18 protein-coding genes are annotated in these 16,092 nt (G+C 38.0%); 2 read left to right on the forward strand and 16 right to left on the reverse strand.

What is annotated here, in order from left to right; genetic code table 11:
* Positions 1–272: 272 nt before the first annotated feature.
* From AC2TFD_RS19680 to AC2TFD_RS19730, 11 genes are all read right to left on the reverse strand, one after another.
* Positions 273–779 (reverse strand): mismatch-specific DNA-glycosylase, encoded by a 507-nt coding sequence (locus tag AC2TFD_RS19680; protein ID WP_484676349.1) that lies wholly within the window; start codon positions 777–779, stop codon positions 273–275.
* Between the two features lie 64 nt (positions 780–843).
* Positions 844–1,422 (reverse strand): YitT family protein, encoded by a 579-nt coding sequence (locus tag AC2TFD_RS19685; RefSeq protein ID WP_335519979.1) that lies wholly within the window; start codon positions 1,420–1,422, stop codon positions 844–846.
* 94 nt (positions 1,423–1,516) lie between these two features.
* Positions 1,517–2,833, reverse strand: coding sequence for a Na+/H+ antiporter NhaC family protein (locus tag AC2TFD_RS19690; protein ID WP_484673795.1), 1,317 nt, complete (start codon positions 2,831–2,833; stop codon positions 1,517–1,519).
* A 119-nt stretch (positions 2,834–2,952) separates the two neighbouring features.
* Positions 2,953–4,827 carry a ribosomal protection-like ABC-F family protein gene (gene abc-f / locus AC2TFD_RS19695; protein WP_484673796.1) on the reverse strand — a complete coding sequence of 625 codons (1,875 nt, stop codon included), beginning with the start codon at positions 4,825–4,827 and terminating at the stop codon, positions 2,953–2,955.
* A 142-nt stretch (positions 4,828–4,969) separates the two neighbouring features.
* Positions 4,970–5,104: an RAxF-45 family protein gene (locus AC2TFD_RS19700; protein WP_335510182.1), complete on the reverse strand. Its 135-nt coding sequence runs from the start codon at positions 5,102–5,104 to the stop codon at positions 4,970–4,972.
* Positions 5,105–5,223: 119 nt separating this feature from the next.
* On the reverse strand, positions 5,224–5,637 hold the full coding sequence (locus tag AC2TFD_RS19705) for a hypothetical protein (RefSeq protein WP_484673797.1): 414 nt from the start codon (positions 5,635–5,637) through the stop codon (positions 5,224–5,226).
* Positions 5,638–5,659: 22 nt separating this feature from the next.
* On the reverse strand, positions 5,660–6,553 hold the full coding sequence (locus AC2TFD_RS19710) for a peptidylprolyl isomerase (protein ID WP_335510179.1): 894 nt from the start codon (positions 6,551–6,553) through the stop codon (positions 5,660–5,662).
* Between the two features lie 17 nt (positions 6,554–6,570).
* On the reverse strand, positions 6,571–7,932 hold the full coding sequence (locus AC2TFD_RS19715) for a S1C family serine protease (RefSeq protein WP_484676350.1): 1,362 nt from the start codon (positions 7,930–7,932) through the stop codon (positions 6,571–6,573).
* A gap of 209 nt (positions 7,933–8,141) precedes the next feature.
* Complete coding sequence (locus tag AC2TFD_RS19720; RefSeq protein WP_335510175.1) at positions 8,142–9,560, reverse strand: ATP-binding protein; 1,419 nt, start codon at positions 9,558–9,560, stop codon at positions 8,142–8,144.
* Positions 9,532–10,233: a winged helix-turn-helix domain-containing protein gene (locus tag AC2TFD_RS19725; protein ID WP_484673798.1), complete on the reverse strand. Its 702-nt coding sequence runs from the start codon at positions 10,231–10,233 to the stop codon at positions 9,532–9,534. Before AC2TFD_RS19725 ends, AC2TFD_RS19720 begins: the two co-directional genes overlap by 29 nt.
* Positions 10,234–10,481: 248 nt before the next feature.
* Complete coding sequence (locus tag AC2TFD_RS19730; protein WP_335510171.1) at positions 10,482–10,676, reverse strand: hypothetical protein; 195 nt, start codon at positions 10,674–10,676, stop codon at positions 10,482–10,484.
* 211 nt (positions 10,677–10,887) lie between these two features.
* Between AC2TFD_RS19730 and AC2TFD_RS19735 the strand changes: the two genes are divergently transcribed.
* Positions 10,888–11,772, forward strand: coding sequence for a VanW family protein (locus tag AC2TFD_RS19735; RefSeq protein WP_484673799.1), 885 nt, complete (start codon positions 10,888–10,890; stop codon positions 11,770–11,772).
* A gap of 250 nt (positions 11,773–12,022) precedes the next feature.
* Here AC2TFD_RS19735 and AC2TFD_RS19740 read toward each other — a convergent pair whose 3' ends face one another.
* The gene (locus AC2TFD_RS19740; protein ID WP_335567786.1) at positions 12,023–12,292 is read right to left on the reverse strand and encodes a hypothetical protein; all 270 of its coding nucleotides are present in this window, start codon (positions 12,290–12,292) and stop codon (positions 12,023–12,025) included.
* A 119-nt stretch (positions 12,293–12,411) separates the two neighbouring features.
* Positions 12,412–12,903: a CDP-diacylglycerol--serine O-phosphatidyltransferase gene (pssA, locus tag AC2TFD_RS19745; RefSeq protein WP_335567785.1), complete on the reverse strand. Its 492-nt coding sequence runs from the start codon at positions 12,901–12,903 to the stop codon at positions 12,412–12,414.
* A 135-nt stretch (positions 12,904–13,038) separates the two neighbouring features.
* On the opposite strand from pssA, the gene AC2TFD_RS19750 reads away from it, so the two are divergent.
* Entirely contained in the window at positions 13,039–13,290 is a 252-nt protein-coding gene (locus AC2TFD_RS19750; protein ID WP_335516081.1) for a sigma-G-dependent sporulation-specific acid-soluble spore protein CsgA, read from the forward strand.
* 355 nt (positions 13,291–13,645) lie between these two features.
* On the opposite strand, the gene AC2TFD_RS19755 is transcribed toward AC2TFD_RS19750, so the two are convergent.
* From AC2TFD_RS19755 to AC2TFD_RS19765, 3 genes are all read right to left on the reverse strand, one after another.
* Positions 13,646–13,828, reverse strand: a complete 183-nt coding sequence (locus AC2TFD_RS19755) for a type II toxin-antitoxin system antitoxin (protein ID WP_335516084.1) — start codon at positions 13,826–13,828, stop codon at positions 13,646–13,648.
* Between the two features lie 14 nt (positions 13,829–13,842).
* A complete protein-coding gene (locus AC2TFD_RS19760; protein ID WP_335516086.1) occupies positions 13,843–14,709 on the reverse strand; it encodes an SPFH domain-containing protein in 867 nt (288 codons plus the stop codon).
* Positions 14,710–14,805: 96 nt separating this feature from the next.
* Positions 14,806–15,678 carry a YitT family protein gene (locus tag AC2TFD_RS19765; RefSeq protein WP_335516100.1) on the reverse strand — a complete coding sequence of 291 codons (873 nt, stop codon included), beginning with the start codon at positions 15,676–15,678 and terminating at the stop codon, positions 14,806–14,808.
* Positions 15,679–16,092 lie beyond the last annotated feature (414 nt).

Raw genomic sequence — 16,092 nt, forward strand, 5'->3', positions numbered from 1 at the left:
CCTAATTTATCGGCACAATCAATGGCAGATTCTTACCATATTCCCACTCTCGCCTAATTTATCGGCACAATCAACGGCAGATTCTTACGATATTCCCACTCCCGCCTAATTTATCGGCACAATCAACGGCGGATTCTTACGATATTCCCACTACCACCTAATTTATCGGCACAATCAACGGCGGATTCTTACGATATTCCCACTACCACCTAATTTATCGGCACAATCAACGGCGGTGTACTTCTGCAAACCCTGTCCCATCTAATTTTAGCTCAATCCAGAGAAAGTGCTCCTAGTCCCTTATAAATCTCAACAATCTCCTCCAGCTTCATCCTCACCAATCCACTCGAAGAAGGGGCGACAAAGTCAATCGTTCCCGGAACGACCGCTTCCTCCTGCCTCCCCCAAGGAACTTTTTTCAACCCACTATACTCCTGATAAACCCCCTTCCCGACGAAACACACCACACGCGGCTTCAACTGCTCAATTTTTCTTCGAAGAATTTCTTTTCCTTCTTTGAATTCTTCCTTCGTAATTTCATCCGCTGCTTTTGTTGGTCTAGCCACAATGTTCGTAATACCCATGCCCAGCTCTAATAGCTTCGCGTCTTCAGAAGCTTCAAATTTTCGTGGAGTCAATCCCGCCTCAAGTAAGATTCTCCAAAACCGGTTATTCGGATTGGCAAAATGGTGTCCTGTTTCACTAGAACGAATACTCGGATTAAATCCAACAAATAGAATGTTTAATTTCTCTTTTACATGATCCTTTACTGGTTTCAACATAAAAACAAACCTCAATTCAAAATACATTTCTCACCTTATAATACTAAACTACACCCTTTTTTCATATCGAGTCATCTGAACCATATGATGTTATCGCAGTTGCTAATATACCAACTATCGATACAACTAACAACGAATATAGTAATCTGGGTTCCTTGAGCAGGAGCAGGCTCGAAATGATTATCACTGTATCTATTACATATCCGATGATCCCTACATTTATTTTTGTCCATTTTGCTAGTAATAAGGCAAGAAGATCCATTCCGCCGGGACTTATGTGATTCCTGAGCATCGTCCCTACTCCAATCCCAATGATCAGTCCGCCAAGAATCACCGAACTAATAATCGGTAAATGGAACGCATCCCTTAAAGGGAACCAAAATTCAATCATGAAACCGGAAAAAAAGGCTCCGATTAAGCCGTAAAAGAAATAGTTAAAATCTGATTTGTATGCATACAGATAAACAGGAATATTTAAAAACACAAAGGTTATTCCAATATTTAATTGCCACAAATAATTGAACACGATACTAATTCCAAACATACCGCCATTTATGATATGGAATGGCAATATAAATCCGTTAACCCCAATGCCAATCATCGTACTACCAAATCCAATTACAGCCAATTTTTTCAGCATCCTACCATCCCTTGTCCAAATTTCTCTATAATCACTTATATGTTTGGACAAGGGAGTTCATTCGCAACAAAAAGAACGGAGACTAGAACTCCGTTCAATACACTGTTACGATTTTTTTTGATTTTCGGAAATGTTTGGCTATGGACACTACCAATGTTAATAAAGGTAGTATCCATAGAAAGAACGCATATGGCAGAAATCCCAAGATTGGTATTCCCAAAATCGTACTGCACATGATGGCAAGCACACTCCATGGCACCATTCCTGGGAATAGCATGGTCGTATCGCCCATCACTCTAGCCAATTCCTCTTTCCCGTATTTATTGGCCCAATGACGCAGGAAGGACCGGCCCGTCAGGATAATCGGAAGCGTTTGATTAGCCGCAATTAAACTAATTAATAGAGTAGCAAAGAGGGTTTTTAACGTATCACTTGTTAAAGATGATGAATTTTTCATCCATTTATCAAGATAGGGCTGGATAACATTCAATTCCTCCAACAGACCATTATAGGCACCAGCCAAAGCAAGGAACAGCAAGAGTTGGTACATATGTATGAATCCCCCGCCAAGACCTTCAATTCCACTCCAAAATGCTAGAGCTATTTCCAGAACTCCGGCTCCCTCCAACAACGTAATAATCGCAGCAGAAAGAATACTAGATAGAAAGGCATATAGAATACTTACTTTAAAAAGAACCAAAAGCAGCAACACGATGGGTGGAATAAACTTAATCAAGGAAAACTCATACCCATGCAAGGTTTCAACCTGATGCAATCCGGGAACTGAAAAGTAGTCAAATGCCCCGTAAAACAGCAACGACATACCCACAGCCATAACCGTTGTAAGCAGCATCGCGTTCCATTGTTTTTTCACCGGTAATTCTAGCGTATGGGCCAATAGCTGATGAGCACTAGAAAAAGGTGATGTTCTGTCTCCAACGAATGCCCCTGAAACCAATGCTCCTGCTACCACCTCAGTAGGTAGGTTAAGCACCAAAGCTGTCCCTAGAATCGGAATACCAATCGCACTAAGAGTTCCAACTGTCGTACCTAGAAGCATCGAAAACACCATGGCAGCTATAAACGTTAAAACAAAAAAATAATCAGGATTAATAAAATAAAGGGCAAGTCTTACCATTTGATCAATCGTTCCAGACAAATACCAGGATGGGAGTAAAAAACTAACTAGAAAAAGAATAAGAATAACAATCCTTGTCTTGTAAACTCCTTTCAAGCTAATTCTGATGATTTTTTTTAATGATTGATTTTTCTGTTTAGATAGAATTACAAGGGTTATATATCCCGGCAGAAAACCAATGACGAGCGGTTGATGAAAGAAGACCGACCAACTCACACCCGCTAACGTCACCGAGAGGAGAAAAATTAAATGACTAATAGAAAAACTATTCATTTCATACCAACCTTATTTTTAATATAACTAATTATAATCATTGGTTTATCTTTCGAAAAGCAAAATAAATGGAGCCGCATTTTCGGCTCCATTTAAAGGTAAGTGTTGCCACTGAAAAGTCATACCACTTCATCTAATTGCCTGTATAATTGATCCCTTTCTCCCTCCATTACCTCAATTTCTGCATAATACTTCTGAATCATTCCTATATCCAGCACACTTTCCATCTGCAGTTTCAACGAATAAATTTCGGCTTCAAGCTCCTCCAGCTGTTGTTCAATAGCTTCCACCTGGACAGGAGCTTTCGCAGCTTGGGGCTTTTCAACCTTTTTTTGCTGGATTTTTTTTGGTTCTGCAGGTTGAATTACTTTTACTGTACTTAACTTTCCTTTTGCCCAGTCATAGTTGCCATCAAAAAAGTGGACAGTCCCATCCTGAAGCCAATAAATTTTCGTAAACAATTTATTAAGAAAATAACGATCGTGTGACACAGCTAAAATTGTGCCATTAAATTGCTCTAAAGCCTCTTCTAACACCTCACATGAATCAATATCAAGGTGATTCGTCGGTTCATCCAGAATCAAAAGATTTATGTCCTGATACATCAGCTGAGCAAGACGCAATCGCATTCTTTCCCCACCGCTCAATTGATTCACCTTGCGGAAAACTGCTGGTCCGTAAAATAAGAACCGTGCTAAAATATGCCGAGCTTCCCCTTCATTTACCGTTACTTCGGAACGGAAAACATCGATTACTTTATCATCACCAATCGTATTGAAGACATGTTGAGATAAATAACCGATTTTCACATTACTGCCAACCTTAACTGTTCCTATATCACTTTCACTTTCGCGAAGAATCATCTTTAAAAGTGTCGATTTCCCCGTTCCATTTTCACCGACAATTGCTGCCCGGTCCTTATACTGAATAAGCATATTTACTTTTTCAAAAAGCGTCCGGCTGCCAAAACTTTTCGCAACACCCTCAAGCTTAATGACATCTTTGCCACTGCGGTCATTCGCTTCAAAGTCGATGGCCATTTTCTTTACATCCAGCTTTGGACGATCCAGTTTTTCTATTCGGTCGAGTGCCCTTTGCATATTGGTAGCCCGTTTATGAAGCGCGGCACTTGGCGGATTGGCCCGATTTGCCCAATCCCTTAGCCGTTTAATTGCTTCCTTCATTTTCTTAATCTTCCTCTGCTGTTCCTGATATTCCTGGAACTCCCGTAACAAGCGCTCTTCCTTCTCTTTAACAAAGCCGCTAAAATTTGTATGGTACAGCTCTATTTCCCCATCCTCCATGTCGAGTACTTTCGTTACGACCTCATCTAAAAAGTAACGATCATGGGAAATCAATATAATCGTTCCAGAATACTCCTTGAGAAAAGTTCCAAGCCACTCAATCGCCATCAAGTCTAAATGGTTCGTCGGTTCGTCTAACAACAGCAGTTCCGGCTTCTTTAATAAGCTTAATGCCAAACCGACCTTTGTCTTTTCACCGCCGCTTAAAAGTGAAAAAGGTTTATCAATCAAATCTGTGATCTTTAAACCGTGTGAAACTGTGTCCATTTGCACGTCCATTTCATATCCGCCGTTTAAGATGAAATCATCCTGCAGCTTACCATATTGATCCATTAACCTTTGCAATTGAACAGGGGGAAGTTCCTGTCCCATTTCAACTTCTAATTTCTGCAATTTTGCTTCTGTTTCCACTAATTCTTCAAAAGCTGTTTTTAGGACTTCTTTAACTGTTAAGTCACGATAATCAGGAATTTGAGCCAGATAGCCGATTTTCAGCCCCCTTTTCCAATGAATGACTCCCCCATCAACACCTTCTTGATTGGCAAGCAATTTTAACAAAGTGGTTTTCCCGCTTCCATTTCGTCCAACTAAGCCCACTCGATTCCCTTCGTAAATTTCAAAGGATAAATCTTCAAATATAATCGTTCCGCCAAATGATTTTTCTATATGATTTACACTACATACGATCATGTTCATTCTCCTTTTTTGAACACTCTCTTTACAAAAAGGCGCAGGCATCTATAGATACCTGCGCACTTGAAAAATGGCATGAAAAAAGAGTGCAAAAATGCACCCTCATTTATCCATATTTTTTAATGGGTAAAGAGATGTGTTATCGTTCTATATTCAATTTGCAGTTAGGTAAAAAGGGCAGACTCCCCCCTTTGAAAACTACATCATGAAAAATTGCACGACACAAATATAGCGCTTCAAGCCACTTTACACGTACAAAAATAGAACGAACCATCTCTTTACACCCCCGTTTCAACTCAAGATAATTATATTGTAAATATTATTGGTAATCATTGCAAGCCTATTTTGTCTGACTAATCAAAAGCTTTTAAACTTAATCCCGCGAGACAGACCTTAATGAAGATACTTTTTCCTGCCGCCAAACCGTCTCCGATAGACAAATTTCCTAATGTCTTCATCTGTTATTTTTCCATCATAAGCCGCAAACAATAAAGACTGGAGTTCACGGTAATGCTCCATGACAAAAAGGGCAAACTGCTTCCGTTCGCCCTTTGACTGTTTTATGAATTCCTCATCGCTGAGAATTTCTTCAATCTGTTGTTGGTAAAACTCCTTCGTATCTTCCCATTTTTGCTTACGGTTCTCCAAAATGTCGCGCGCATACTCAGGTAATTTTTCGATTACTGAATCTAAATACCCTTGCGACCACATAACCATTTTGTCCTTTTCTGGGAGTTCCATAACCATCTTCATCAGTAGGAAATCATCTACTTCATCACTAGCTGCATATCTTCCGACCTGATTCACCATTTTCACCTCGTTATAAGAGTTACCCCACTACAGATTCTAGCGTATTTTCAATATCATAATCCTTTTTCTTATCTTCAAGCCAAATGGAGTATTCCGATTCCATTTTTTGATCAATCAGCGTATCTTTGATTGCTGCTTGACTATTTTCATAATTTGCTTCTTTTGCTTCCTTCTTTTCTCCCACTTTAATAATATGATACCCATAATCAGATTTTACTGGGTCACTAATTTCATTAATTGGCAGAGTAAAGGCCACATCTTCAAATTCAGTTACCATGGTTCCTTTAGGGAAAAAGCCAAGTTCCCCACCGTTTTCCTTTGACCCTTCATCCGTTGAATATTCCTTCGCTAATTCAGCGAAATCAGCTCCATCGGTTAACTTTTGTTTAACCTCCTTTGCAGTCTCCTCATCTTCCACAAGTATATGGCTAGCTTTCACTTGTTCTGCTTCACCTAATGAATCCTTATTCTCGTCAAAATAGGTTTTTAATTCTTCGTCGGTAATCTCGATTCGCGGCTCAAGAAGTTTACGTAACGTTAAATAATTTTCCAAGTCTTCTTTAAGAGCATCAAGTGATGTATTATTTGCTGCCAGCATCTGGTCAAAAACCTCTTCACCGCCATATGATTCTTTTAATTTATCCAGTTCTTCATTTAACTCTTTATCAGAAATACTAACCTTTTGTTTTTTTGCTTCTAAAGCTACGATTTTATCGGAGATCATTTGCTCGACAGTTGCTGCACCATATTGATTAACCATTTCATCGTAAAGTTCGTCTTTACTGATGGTTTCACCATCAATTTTGGCAATGGCTTTGTCCTTTGTTAGTGCTAAGCTAAGAAACACACTCATCGCAAGTATGAGTACCACGATGATAAAAAGTAATTTTTTGTTTTTTTCAATAAAAGTCATTGGATTGCTCCCTTATATTATTTCGTTAGCTTAACGTTCACCGTGGTAAACTTTCCGTCACGATAAACTTCAAATTTAACGTCATCACCCATTTTTACATCTGAGTATAAGAATTTTCTTAAATCTGAGCTGTTGGCGATTTTGGTTCCATTCATGGAAACAATCACATCTTGCGCTCTTAATCCACCATTTCCTGCAGCGGAGTTAGGTTCAACCGCAGTAATCATTACCCCTTCTTTTACGCTATCCGGAAGGTTCTCCCAGTATAATTGCGGCACTTCCGCTAAATCAGCGAGTCCAATTCCCAGATAAGGTCTTTCTACTTTTCCGTTATCAATTAATTGATTCACAATCGGAATTAAATCATTACTTGGAATCGCAAATCCCAATCCTTCGACACCGCTGTTAGCAATTTTCAAGCTGTTGATTCCAATGACTAAGCCATCAGGGTTAATTAACGCACCGCCGCTATTTCCCGGATTGATCGCTGCATCTGTTTGGATAACATTGGTTTCCCACGTTCCCGCTGAGGTAGAAACGTCAATACTCCTGTTTACCGCACTAACGATACCTTGTGTTACGGTTCTTGAGAACTCTAGTCCTAGCGGGTTCCCAATCGCATAAACTTCATCCCCAGGTCGAAGTTTGGAGGAATCACCAAACTGGGCAGTAGCTTCAACGTTTTTACTATCAATTTTTAAAACAGCCAAATCAGTTAAAGCATCGGTTCCAACCACTTCTGCATTTACTTTTTCACCGTTGTATAATGATACCTCAAGTTTTGTTGCACCCTCTACAACATGGTTATTGGTTACGATATAGGCAATGTCATTATTCTTTTGAAAAATAACTCCTGAACCTGTCCCACTCTCCACATCTTGAGATGTACTGCTACCATAAAAACCTCTGCTTTGCTTCTGCTGAAAATTGACGATCCCTACAATTGTTTTTGATAAGTGCTCAACCGTATCCGCAATTGATGAAGATGATTTTGCTGAGGTAGGCTGTGCCGTAACGGTATTAACTTCAGGATTCGTGTTCTGCACTGTAAGACCATTCGACTGAGTTCCTGTATTAACAAAGTTTTCCATATAGTCGGTATAAGGAAGCACCGTTAACGTTAATACAGAACCAACCACCCCTGCCGCTACCATGGAGGCAAAACTTTTAACACCTTTTTTCTTTTTCTTGGTATGATTTTTAAACTCTATACGGTTAGCTTGTTGTTCAGATACTTCTGTCCTTACCTCGTCTTCTTCCACTAACTCTTCACTTTTTGGCACTTCATTAGTAAGTTGTGGTCCAGGCTTGCTTTCTTCACGCTGGGAAATAGATTCATTTTCAGGCTGAATATTTTCAAAGTCTGATGCTTTTTCAATGTTATTTTCATTATCTTTTTCGAATTCATCTTTGTAATTCATACGTTTTCTTCTCCTTTACACTAAAATCTTGTGTAATTGATTTCTATATCTATACTTTAGCCCATAAATATGAAAAAATTGTTAACAAATTATAACGGGAATTGGAAATTTTTAAGACAAAAGAATTATTTCGTAAAAAAAGAAAAAACAGCAGAATTCTCTGCTGTTTACTGGTTAAAGGTAATGGTAAACTTCGTTCCTTTTCCTTTTTCACTTTGTACTTCAATTTCTCCATTATGAAGAAGAACGAGCTGTTTAACGATAGAGAGACCTAGACCAAATGCACCATAAGGATTACTGGTTCTGGATATTTCAGCTTTGTAAAATCGCCGCCAAATTTTTTCAACTTCACTCGGGTCAATACCAATTCCTGTATCTTCTACTTCAATAATGACATTATTCTGTTCTGTTCGTCCTCTAAGCCAAATCGTACCATCCGACGTAAACTGGATGCTGTTTTTCGTGATATTGATTAAAATTTGCACAAGTCGATCATAGTCAGCATTGACCATTACGTCCACATTTGCCTCAACGATTATTTGAACATTTTTCTCTTCAGCCTGTACGGACAATTGTTCTTGTATGATTTCTAAGAGTTCCAACAGCTGAATATCTTCGCGATATAACTGAATTTGATTGGAGCGAATTTTTTCATAATCTAGGTTTTCATTTACTAAACGAATCAGCCGCTTCGCTTCCTGACTGACTAAATTAATTCCTCTTTCCTTATCCTCTTCAGGAATCATGTCATTTTTCAATCCTTCAACGACACCGCTAATGGTGGTTAAGGGTGTCCGCATTTCATGTGAAACATCGGCCATAAATTGCCTTCTGCGATTTTCGAGGCTTTCGATTTCTTCCATCGAGTGATTTAATTTTTTCACCATATGGTTGAAATCATTGGCCAATTCGCCGATTTCGTCAAAATTAGAGGAAGGCACATGGACATGGTAATCTCCAGCAGAGACAAGCGATGTTGCTTCACGTAGCCGCTTTATTCGGTTCACATGTATTTTCGATAGTAGCCAGCTCAGTAGGAAGGAGACGCCAAGTGCGATTAGAATCGTATAAATTAAAAATTGATTCACTTGCCTGATCATTGTACTGGAACCGCTGATTGGCGAGGTTAACAAAATTCCGCCAACAAACCTGCCGCGATCGATATAGGGCAAGACAACAAAGGTAACACCTTGGTCAAATCGTTTATAATCACTTTGGACGATGATCGTTTTCCCGTTTTTAATTTTTTCCCATTCGGAAGGGTTTAACTCGATCGCTGGTCCACTTCTTCCGACAGCATACAGATTGGCCTCTTGATCAAACATACTAAAACTAACTTTTCTAGATCGTAAAACATTACTATATTGATTGATTATTTGATCCGACATAACAGGATTACGATCAATATCTGAAATAATGGCTTCTCCATAGGAGATCAATTCATCTGCTTTATTTTCATACACCAAATTCCCAACATAATGGGCAAACAAAAGACTTAAGACTAAAAAAGCAACAATGATGATACTAATATGGCTGATGAATTGTTGAGAAAAATATTTAATTCTTATCTGTCTGAGCCGATTCATCAAACTTATAACCTACTCCCCATACAGTATGGAAGAATGGCTGCGCAGTGGTTTCTACCTTTTTCCGCAGCCGCTTTATATGAACGTCTACTGTTCGTTCATCACCGTAGAATTGATATCCCCAAACCCGTTCTAGTAGCTGCTCTCTTGAAAAAACCTGCCGAGGATGTTCAACCATATAATATAAAAGATCAAACTCTTTTGGAGTTAAGTTTGTAACAGGAGTTCCATCAACAAGGACTTCCCGGGTATTTTTACTGATCTTAAAATGATCTGTCTGAAGGAATTCCTCCGGCTGATTACTTACTTGGGTTTGATACCTGCGTGTAACTGCCTTTATTCTTGCCATTAAGGTAAGCGGGCTAAATGGCTTCGTCACATAATCATCTGCTCCCATTTCAAGTCCAAGTACTTGATCAGATTCTGTATCTTTCGCGGTCAACATGATAATTGGCACCGTGTATTTCTCTTCTCTGATTTTCCGGCAAATACTTACTCCATCCATACCAGGGAGCATCCAATCAACAATCAAAGCGTCCCACGTTCCTGTTTTAAACGTGTTATACCCTTCAAGACCATCATTTACAAAAATCCCTTCGATTCCTTCCTTGGCAAAAAACATTTCAATCATCGAACAAACACTTGTATTATCTTCAATCACAAGGATTTTCAAAATCGCTTCATCTCCTAGCAAAAACTCTTCTATTCTTCAGTTTATAACATTTTTCATACATATCAACTATACCTCAAAATCTTCCCAGGGATTTAATAGTTTGTTCATGGTTTGTTAATATTTTTCATAAAAAAGAGACCTGGATACTTCCAGACCTCACCTGCTTTCTTCTGTTACAGCCAATTCTGCAAATGGTTCCCATGGATAATGCCTATGCAATGACAAATACTTTTCCTTTGTTTTAATAATTAATACCTCTTAATTCCTTTCTTTTGTTTATTCATCACTTCATAGGATTTTTCAATTATATCCGTCAACACATCACCTTTATATACTCGGCCTAATTTGAGGTTTTCTTGATAATATTCGACTATTTCATCCAGTTTGTCTGATGTTTCTCTTGTAATCCTTACATTTAATTGTATTCTTCCGTTTTCAGCCAAGGGAGACACTCCTATCATTTATATAGCAGAGCGCTAGCACTTTGCGTAATTCGTTTTATTACTTGATTATATACTATTATTCTGCATTTTTTTCAACAAAACCTAAAAAAAGACTAATACCTGTTCCCTAATCCGCCACTTAAAAATTAAGAAAGCTAATTTACATAAAAATAACCATCTTGCACCAAATTATCAGGAGGGGGTATGTATTATGTATTTTTTCACATGGTTATTTAGTGGTTTACTGTTGATACAACAAGTAATCCCACAAACTAGTTTACACATTACAAAAGATGGGAATTTCGTTTCCACTATCAATAGAGAAGAATATTCAATTGGCGGGCCGCATTATTTACTTTTGGATACCCAAAAGTATGATAACCTGTTAAAACAATTAGAGAAAAAGTTTTCGGTTTTGCCTAAAGACGCAGAATTGGACAAAAATGAAAATATTGTTCCTGAGCAGGTTGGTCAGAGTATCAATCGTCAGGCATTTACTGAAAAATTCTATACTTATTTTTTCGAAAATCAAACTTCAACATTAGAGATTCCCATGTACCCTGTTTATCCAAAAGTTGATACTGAACTTCTAGCAGATATTCGGAGTATACGAATTGGACGTTATTTCACTTCTTTTAATCCTAGTAATAAAAAACGGACCATCAATATCAAACTTGCCGTGGAGGCTATTAATAATCATGTCGTTTTTCCAGGAGAGACTTTTTCTTTTAATCGTGTAGTTGGAAGGCGGACTGCAGCAAAGGGCTATGAAAAGGCTAAAGTAATCGTAAGAGGTGAATATGCAGAAGATATTGGCGGTGGAATTTGTCAAGTTTCTTCCACGTTATTCAATGCAGTCGATAGCGCAGGATTAAAAATCGTGCAACGGTTTTCTCACAGCAGACATGTTCCTTATATCCCACCTGGGCGCGATGCCACGGTAAGCTGGTATGGACCTGACTTTGAATTTAAAAATATGTATAATCAGCCGATTATCATCCGAGCAAGAACGATGGGGAATCTTTTAGTCATCACGTTATTCTCATCAGATGTTATAGAATATCAACCAAAAAAAGTCCCTAACCCGCCATTATAAGAAAAGCGGAAGCGCCCTGGTCAGCGGCATATGGCCTGGGCGCTCCAACTGAGATAAAGGAAACACGAAGAGCCGGAGGCGCGTTCGTGCTTGACTTATCGTAAGTAGGTAAAAATCCTGAAGGGATTTTTACTCGCGGAGAGCGAAGGACACTAGCCGCTAGGGAGCTGGAGCTGGACAGTAAACTAAGTTCAAAAACTTATACTTATCTTTTATAAAAAGCCCGCATTTGCAAATGCGGACTTTTTCTTTAACGATCTTTATCATTTCGCAATGCACTCGCTAGTAACTCTTCTGAGAACTCTGCTAGTGCAGTGTTGTTCATATGGTTAAGGTTCGTTTTGGGTGTGAAGCTTTGGACTAGATGTTGGATCGGCATTGTTATATTTTTTCGTTTTCCTCTAGTTAGTCCAAAAACAGCGGCACTTATTCCAAGTCCAATAAGAGATGCCCACATGGTACCCTTTCTATTTCGTTTTCTACCAAACATATTGAAAAACGGATTCATCATATTCCTCATCCGAAGCACTCCTTTATCTAACATGAACTAGAAAGGGAAACGGCCCTTCCATTAGCTTAATCTTTACCTATTTGAGTAGAATATGAATGGTAATGCACAGGTAAATTGTAGTATAAAGATTATAGTTTTTTTATTCTCACAGGGGTAACCATTAGAATGGATAATAAAAAAGTAACAAATGCATTGCTATACAAAAATATTCCCATAGCAGCCATTACTAATCCTGCTGCAGTGATTGGCAGACCCATGAAATAGCCTTTTGTTGGTTTTACATTAAACTTCGCCAACCGTAGAGCACCCATAGTGGGGAATAGCATGAATGCTATGGTTGTGAAGACAGTGGGCGCTTCTAAAGAGTAAAAAAGAAGGGCAGGTGCAACCCCAAGACTAACGATATCCGCTAATGAATCCAGTTCTACACCAAATTCACTATTGACTTTCAACCTTCTCGCCAACCGCCCATCAAAAAAGTCAAAAATTACCGATAAAAAAATAAATATTGCCGCTATTTGCAAATATCCATTCATATTAAACGTAATTGAAAAAACTCCAGATAGTAAGTTACCAAGCGTAAATAAATTTGGTACTGCTCTCACCAGATGGTTTAACAAGCAGATCCCCCCTTTTGTGACAACTGGTCCAATACATAACCTCTCCTTTATTCTGCACCATTTTATAAAAAGTGAATCAAGGTATAGAATTAACAATTCTTCAAATCATAAAAAATGAAAGGATGGATGAACAAAATGGATCATACATTGGGGTATTTACGAGAAATTTTATCAAACTACGTTGACGGACATAACGAAGGCAGACAGGTATATCGTAAATTAATGGAGGGTAAATTTTCCTCGGAAGGAGATTTTGTCCGTCACTTAAACTACAAAGAAATTACCTTTTTAAATGAAATTCTGCCTAAGGAAATAAACTACGCCAAGGAAGAACAGGATGAGAAAAGGGCATATGAATTAAATGAAGTATTCGAGTTGCTATTCTAACAATAAGTTACATAAAAAAGGTCTGTTCTCGTAATGATTGTTGTTAAAATCTTAAAGCCGATTTTAACGTGGAAATAGTCATTTTACGCTTTAGAATTTACTTTGCAGCTCTTTTCTTATCAAATTAATTCATTTTCAGCAGAAATTAGCAAAATCATTAAATTTAGTTACAAAAAGCAACAAAGTTTACGAAAAGAGCGTAAAAAAGAGATGTTAGTTGAAAACTACATCTCTTTTTGGGAAATATTGAAGAACTGCTTATTATTATTTCCTAGGTAAGCGCATACAATGACAAATTCCGGGGCAAGTTTGATAAGTTTCGCCATTTAACGACAGGAGCTTAGGTCAATACTTTTTAATCCTTATTTTTCTTCCGGGTGCCTCCCGGTCTTTTTAGTCTTCCAGAATCTTTCAAGCCTTTTTTAATGATGATTTCTATTTGCGCGTTAACACTTCTGAATTCATCCTCTGCCCATTTCTCAAGTGCATCATAGACTTCCTGATCCATACGAAGTAAAAATCTCTTTTTCTCAGCCACTTTACGTCACAACCTTAATAGATACTTCCTGTATTGATTATTGGCTGGCTCCCCTTCTCAGAAACTAAAGCTACCATTAAATTATTTACCATTTGTGCTTTCTTTTCTTCATCAAGCTCCACGATTCCCTCTGTCCTTAATTGGTCAATCGCCGATTTAACCATAGATACGGCTCCTTCAACAATCACTTTTCTGGCAGCTAACACTGCTTTTGCCTGTTGTCTTTGCAGCATCGCATGAGCAATTTCACTAGAATAGGCTAGGTGCATGATTCTCGCTTCGATAATTTCCACACCTGCCAGCTGAAGTCTTTGCTGAAGATCTTTTGTTAACTCATCCGCAACTTCATCAGAATGTTGGCGCAGAGAGATTTCATAGTCGTTATTAAAATTATCATATGGATATTGACTGGCAATATGCCGCAGACCTGTTTCACTTTGTGTATGAACAAATTCTTTATAATCTTCCACATCAAAAACTGCCTTCGCTGAATCAAACACTTTGTAAACGACCACTGCAGCGATTTCAATCGGATTTCCTTCCAAATCGTTTACCTTTAATTTGTCACTGTTAAAATTAATTACTCTAAGTGATACGTTTGTTCTTGCTGTTAATGGGACGGTTAACCAGAAGCCTTCTTGTTTGATTACACCCAAATAACTGCCAAAAAGGGTAAAAACCTTAGCCTGGTTCGGTTGAATAATCGTAAAACCAGTTACAACAATTACAGTTAAGAGCAAGAAAACAATAACAATTGCCAACATAAGAAAATTTTCATTAAGTATAAATTGACGGAAACTAAATACCGCTATTCCAGCACATAAAAGAAATAGGATAACACCAAATATACCGTTAATTTTAAATAGATCTTTTTCTTTCAAGTCTGCCACTCCCCTTTAAAATGATATTTATCTACTATCATTATGATATCACTTTAATATTAAAAAAGGAAGCGAAAAAGCCGCCTCACGGCGACTTTAATGGATATCTCTTTTCTTAAATCTCCCCCCACGCACTTCTGCAATATCCGCAACCGCAAGGAAAGCATTTTCATCACTTTCAGTAACAATTTCCTTCAATTTTGCCTCTTCAAGACGGTTGATTACACAGAAAATCACCTTTTTGTGATCGCCAGAATAAGCACCCTCACCGTTAATATATGTCACACCACGACCAAGTCGATGCATAATCGCTTCGCCGATTTCTTTTGAATTATCGCTAATAATCCACACCGATTTTGATTCATCTAAACCCGTAATGGTAATATCAATGGTTTTATAGGCAACAAAATAAGCAATAAGAGAATACATAGCACGGTCCCACGAAAAAACAAATCCAGCGCTTCCGAGTATAAATAAATTAAAAAACATAATAATTTCACCAACAGAAAATGGAAGCTTTTTATTAAATAGAATGGCGAGTATTTCTGTTCCATCCAGGGATCCTCCATAGCGGATGACTATCCCTACCCCTATTCCAAGAACGATTCCCCCAAAAACAGTAGCCAGTAATATATCTTGGGTGAAGGCGGGTACTGGATGAAGTAATGTAGTACCAATAGAAAGAATAATAATTCCATAAAGAGTGGATAAGGCGAAGGTTTTACCAATTTGTTTATACCCGATAAAGAAAAAAGGAATATTGAGAATAAAGATAAAAATACCTAATTTCCAACCAGTCAAATATGATAGCATAATCGAAATCCCAACAATACCACCATCAATAACATGATTGGGTACAAGGAAAATTTCAAGTCCAACGGCCATCAAAACAGCACCAATGGTGATTAACATAATTCTTTGAATAATTTTACTGGTTGTCAATCCTCTGTGTTGTTGAACTTTTTCCATGATTACTTTCTGTTCTTCGTTTAAATCAATGTTCGGAATTCCTGACATTATCTTGCCCCTTTCGTGTTTATTTTTTAATTCCATTATAACAGTAATTTAGTCGCACTTTGAATGTAAACACTTTATTTACCAATTTATTTTATTATTAATCAAAATAAAGAAGCCGCCTCATTTGAGACAGCTTCTTGAATAATTAACCTCTTAGGGGACCCAACCATTGACATCAGCCAAATTGTTTTCACCTCTTCCTTTTAGTCATTTTACGATCTAATGGAAGGTTGAATTCGTTAGCCGATGTGTGCTGTTCCGTTGAAGGAATTAATTCGCATGAAATTTAATGGAATTCAAATTCCTAAAAAGAAACAAACTTACTGGTATTTTACCATTGACTCTTATCCATTGTTTAGGTCAGCA

It is taken from the genome of Neobacillus sp. plas4, from assembly GCF_057221695.1.